6 protein-coding genes are annotated in these 5299 nt (G+C 45.0%); all 6 read left to right on the plus strand.

Annotated elements, in window-relative coordinates; genetic code table 11:
* Window positions 1-237 (plus strand): hypothetical protein (locus tag Q0R17_RS13880; RefSeq protein WP_293935887.1); only part of this gene is annotated, 237 nt, incomplete at its 5' end.
* 465 nt (window positions 238-702) lie between these two features.
* Window positions 703-1209 (plus strand): hypothetical protein, encoded by a 507-nt coding sequence (locus Q0R17_RS13885; protein ID WP_293935888.1) that lies wholly within the window; start codon window positions 703-705, stop codon window positions 1207-1209.
* 9 nt (window positions 1210-1218) lie between these two features.
* Window positions 1219-2220 carry a PoNe immunity protein domain-containing protein gene (locus Q0R17_RS13890; protein ID WP_293935889.1) on the plus strand — a complete coding sequence of 334 codons (1002 nt, stop codon included), beginning with the start codon at window positions 1219-1221 and terminating at the stop codon, window positions 2218-2220.
* A gap of 19 nt (window positions 2221-2239) precedes the next feature.
* Window positions 2240-3085, plus strand: coding sequence for a phospholipase D-like domain-containing protein (locus Q0R17_RS13895; RefSeq protein WP_293935890.1), 846 nt, complete (start codon window positions 2240-2242; stop codon window positions 3083-3085).
* 4 nt (window positions 3086-3089) lie between these two features.
* Window positions 3090-3599: a hypothetical protein gene (locus Q0R17_RS13900; RefSeq protein ID WP_293935891.1), complete on the plus strand. Its 510-nt coding sequence runs from the start codon at window positions 3090-3092 to the stop codon at window positions 3597-3599.
* A gap of 285 nt (window positions 3600-3884) precedes the next feature.
* A complete protein-coding gene (locus Q0R17_RS13905; protein ID WP_293935892.1) occupies window positions 3885-5093 on the plus strand; it encodes a T6SS immunity protein Tli4 family protein in 1209 nt (402 codons plus the stop codon).
* The last annotated feature ends 206 nt before the right edge of the window (window positions 5094-5299 follow it).

Raw genomic sequence — 5299 nt, forward strand, 5'->3', positions numbered from 1 at the left:
TTTTACCCTGCCGAGCTGGTTGATTACGCCCGCGCCCAATACTCCATGCCGCAAGCCGCAGAGCAACTGCAAACAGGCCGCGCAGCAGCTAATACCGCCTGCCCACATCCAGGCTGGTGGTGGACCCCCGCCCAACACGCCTCCCGCCGCGAATTTGCACAGGGCGAATTAATGCCTAACTTCCCTAACTCCAGCTACGGCGCAACGATTTGGTATTGGGATATCAATCAGGCCTAGGGAAGCTCTGGCTAAATCGTCATCCCCGAATGTTTTTATCGGGAATCCAGAAATACTGGATTCCCGCCTATGGGAAAAATGACGAAACCCAATACATCAGAGCGCCCATAGACCTCCGCTGTATTCCCTATTCAATGACCAGACCCGTTCGGCCTTGTCGTTTCTCCGTGATCGAAAACCGCACACCGATATAAAAAGCCACCCCGCTGCAAACTAAAACCAGTGAAAAACGTCAAGCTAAAAAACGCAGCAACTGGCAAAATGGCGTGTTGCCTGAGCACTTAACTGATTACCATATGCCTACAGCAAAAGTGGGCTTTAAGAAAGCAATTGAACAGCCGCCGACAGCGGGGGTTATAGAAAGTAAACGATCATGGCCGTAAGCGCGAAGAACACGATAGCGCTAAAGGCGCAGGGATAGACCATATCTGGCACAGCCCGCTACGCTCCCCCACTCAGCCTTATGTGATTGGTGAAACCAAGGGCAGCTTGCTTGATTCCTTTGCCCTGCTGCAAGCCTTGCCCGCCCTACAGCGCGAACAGCTTGACGCTTTAAAGCATGAAGAACCATTCGACCCTGCGCCCCAAGATCGCAAAACGCCCGGAAAAGTAAGCATTCCTAGCGATGCAAATGACGATGATCTGAAAGCGAAACGTCAAGGACGGAAAGTTGAGCAGGGTTTATCGGATACGAAGACGAAAGGGGTGCAGATGAGCCATCGTTGGATTATTAGGAATATTTTAGGCGTAGAAAAGAAAAGTATCTTGCCGCAGCATAAGGTTGCGTTATTACGAAAGATTGAACAATTTAGGCAAGATCTTTTCTTAGACCCAATAGCCCAAGCCCCCTATGATCGCTGGATCATTATGGTCACTGGCAAACAAAAAGTTCGGCATGAGCGAAAGCACGGTCATCACCATGAAATTCGTAAGCCTTTGCTCGAGTTACCCAATAACATTCTTCAGAAATAGAGCCTATTTATGCAAACGTATACTGCCGATGAACTTGTAAACATAAAGCGTGAGCCTTTACTCGATTATGTAGATCATTATGACTTTGTGATAAGCGGTGCTCTTAGGGGCTACGAAAGGGTAGGCAGAGGTATTGCTTTGAATGGCAATAATCCTGATTTCCCCAAGGATGCCGCTATGGTTGCCACTCAACAACGTGCTTGGGATGCCCTAAATCACCTCTGCATTGCCTATTCAGCAGGCAATCCGCTTGATGAATTAAAAGACTTCTACCCCACGGTGCTCGAATATTGGGAGATTTACGCCAAATATGACCGCCTATTTGACGATAGCCCCGAAGCAGGCGGTCGCCGTGTGCCACATCTGGATTTGTATGACTTTGACTATTGGCAAGCGTTGCGTTTAGTTTGCTTTGGCCTGCTGCTGGGCCATAGCAAGCTGATCCCGCGCTGGGCGCCCATTCTGGATTATGAAAATGAAGATCCAGATATCCTGATTGAAACTTTGCTCGCCCCCTTTGTGCAAGGACGTGCCGCCGGTGTGGTCTACACCCGTAATCTGCCGTATAAAAAACTACAAAAAGTACTCGATGCTCAGCCAGAAAAACGCCCCGCCTTGATGAGCAAATACCTAGATGAATGGTATACAGCCAGCCGTCGGGAGCAATACTACGAAGAACATGATTCACCGGGCTTTACTGGCTATTGGAGCTACGAAGCGGCGGCCATTACTTGGCTGCTAGAGATTGACGACAGTAGCTATCGGGATAAATTTTTTTACCCCGCCGAGCTGGTCGATTACGCCCGCGCCCAATACTCCATGCCGCAAGCTGCAGAACAATTGCAAACCGGCCGCGCAGCCGCCAATACCGCTTGCCCACATACAGGCTGGTGGTGGACCCCCGCCCAACACGCCTCCCGCCGCGAATTTGCACAGGGCGAGACCATGCCTAACTTCCCCAACTCCAGCTACGGCGCAACGATTTGGTATTGGGATATCAATCAGGCCTAGCTGCCTTATTCGCCACTCTATGACAAGGCCAGTTCGGCCTTGTCGTTTCCCCGCGATCGAAAAACTACCCAAAGATATCTTTGATAAGAAAAAATCAGAGCTTGTGTGGAGTAAATACCTTACGCTACTTAATTTGCGTAATTGGGAAATGATCAACAAGATGCCAGTTACTGAGCAAATATATGTGCATAGCAAACTACTTATTGCTGATGACCGAGTTGCCATATTAGGCAGCGCCAATATTAATGATCGTAGCATGATGGGGGATGGTGATTCTGAATTAGCGGTTATTATTCGTGATGATAGCCCAGTACACATTAAACTAGATGGTAAAAACCCTGTGCCTGTTAGCCTGTGCGTCCATCAGCTGCGCAGCAAGCTATGGAAAAAAATATTTGGCCTAGCGGGAGGAGAAACACCAGCCAGTGATTTAGCCTCAGTGATAGAGCAGCCTATAAATCCAGATACATATGAAAAAATTCAAAAAGTCGCACAAGCTAATTTAAAAGCCTATCAAACAGCCTTTCTCTTTACGCCTCAGTCTAATTTAAACATCAACTCTATTTGGCCTACATGGGATAAGGCTAGCATGCGTATGCATAGCCGCATGCCCTTTGACCCAGCCTTTTGGCGGGTTGAAACAGCCATTGACCGCAAAAGTTTACATAGTTGGGATGCACCAAAAAATGTAATCGAGAAAAAACCTCAAGGCGTAAAAGGATTTATTGTGGCATTACCCATAGGCTGGCTAAAAAATGAGAACAATTTATCCGGCATTAATTTAACCTTGCTGGCAGATAATCAAGCCCCAGATCATTCTACAACGATTGCAATGCAATCACAGCCGCCAACGGTTACAGGATAATTTGATGAATAAAATATTAAACCACTTTTTTCTTACCGTTTTGCTTAGCTTCTTATCTATATGTGTTTATGGTGAAGCAACCGAACATATTGAACTCGGCGATGTGCAGATAGAAGAGAGTATTGCTGTACAAAACTTAGCCACTCAACCCCATTCCAGTGCTAAACAAGAATGCTCAAGCCATGAACAATCTGCAGCTGAGAAAATAGATACGGTATGTGATCAAATGGAGAGAAATGCATCTGCAGATGGGGCGTCAATCGGACAAGCTGTTTACTGTGACGTGCCAAAGGATAAAATCTTACTTTATATAAATAACCTTAAAATGACGAGCCAGCAGTTTGCAGAAAGCCATGACAGAGCGTTCTCTTTAACCGCATATAAAGAGCTCGCCAAATCAAGCTCTTACGAAATGTTTAAATTCATACAACAGTTGAATCAGTCTAAAATGATGATCAAAAAAAACTGTACTTTAGTAATGAAAAAAGTGAATAAGACCATATCTGAACATTAAACTTAGCCAAACCAATAATTATGCAAAAAGATAGCTATTTACCAGAAAATGATAGTAAAGCACTGGCAATGTAATCATTACGCCCCACCGTAAAAGGATCATTCAATGAATAAAAAAATCATTCGCCATTTTGTCACCGCCCTAGCTAGCTCTTTTTCTTTGAGCGCTTGCGGTGAGGCCCCAAAACATATAGAGCCAGGCTACCCACGCCCAGAAGATTATATTGCGGTACAAAACTTAGCCTATCAGGCCCCTGCCAGCGCAAAATCAGAATGCCTAGGGCGTATGCAATTTGATGTGCAGCACCCATTAGAATGGCCCGTTAATGATGAGCATAACTTAGCTAATGGCCCAGGATTTACTCATGGCATTAATACCTATCGCATAGTCGGAGAAGGCATACAGATTAATGGAATTGAAATAAAAGTTTTTAAGCCTGAAATAATTAATTCCAACCTAAATAATAGCGAGTACAATATTGGGCATTCTTTAGAAAACATGAGTTCATTAGGATTAATTGGAAAAACATCAACATTAGAAAAACTACACTCAGACATTGAAAAAGAAGAAAGAATTTACGCAGCAAGTGTTGAAAGAAAAAAAACGGACGTCGACAATTACATCAATTTAGAAGAAGCACTTGTTGATAGAAACAAAAGCATTAAAGAAATTGAAGAACATATCGCCTATATCGAAAAAAACTGGCGCGCCGTTGATACCGGCCTGCCCGATAGCAGTGCATACTGGAAAGAGGAGCAAGCCAAGCTAGATATAAGCCGTGAAAAAATGAAACCTCCCTACGTCACCTATAAGGCCTATGTTTGGCGTGCTCCCTATATGTATATTTTTACAATAGCAGGCGCATTTCCTAAAACGGATATTGAGGGGAAAATGCAAAAAGTATTAAATAATTTTCGCGCTCGTTCACTATATGAAATACCCAAGGAACAAGGGTTATGTATCCCATTTGGCTTTATTGCCGATCAAGGCGATTTAAGTAATAAAATTGGCCTGAGTTTTCGCCACCCAGATGCACTGGGCGTGCTCTATAACATCCATCTTGAATATGTTCCTGAAGGCGGGCTTTTGGGAGCTGGTGCACTTGAATCGGCAGCTCGGGCAGGTATTGGTTTATTTGGCGGCTCACAATTAGCAGAATATAAAGCCACCATCAGCCAAATAATTGGCCCACGCGGCGCAGATATTGGGGGGCTGGCCTCATCGGAAGGTGGCGTTGCCTATAAAATACAACAGGAAAAAAATGCTATTGAAGAGGCTTACGGGGTGTACACCGAATTTGATGGCCGTATGGGTTCACAAGTTTTGCCATTAATTAAATTAGAGCTGGCAACCGTCCCTCGTGGCCGATATCCATTGCTAACAAAAAACCCACCTCCATTTGCAGAAAGTATGTCTCGCTATGATTCATTTAAGAAATCAATTCGCCTTCGCCCAACTACACCCAAAATGCCTGAACTTATGATTAGCAAATAGACGTTGGCTATAAAATATCAAAGCAATATATTGGTATATTTTCAGAGCGGCTTTAATCAAGATAGGCCTACAACTTGGCGATGGTGCAGCTTGGGGTGAGCAGCTTTTGCCGCAATCCATCAGCGGCCAAGAGGGCGTTAGCCAGGCTTATCGCTATCAAATTGACTGCCTATCGCCCGACGGCTCCTTAGAGCTGAAATCGCTAT

This window comes from Iodobacter sp. (assembly GCF_025352645.1).
GTDB lineage: Bacteria > Pseudomonadota > Gammaproteobacteria > Burkholderiales > Chitinibacteraceae > Iodobacter.

Excerpts from the sequence above, each read along its gene's own strand:
- Q0R17_RS13890 (WP_293935889.1), top strand. The coding sequence starts at position 1,219 with ATGCAAACGTATACTGCCGATGAACTTGTAAACATAAAGCGTGAGCCT.
- Q0R17_RS13905 (WP_293935892.1), top strand. The coding sequence starts at position 3,885 with ATGCAATTTGATGTGCAGCACCCATTAGAATGGCCCGTTAATGATGAG.
- Q0R17_RS13900 (WP_293935891.1), top strand. The coding sequence starts at position 3,090 with ATGAATAAAATATTAAACCACTTTTTTCTTACCGTTTTGCTTAGCTTC.
- Q0R17_RS13895 (WP_293935890.1), top strand. The coding sequence starts at position 2,240 with ATGACAAGGCCAGTTCGGCCTTGTCGTTTCCCCGCGATCGAAAAACTA.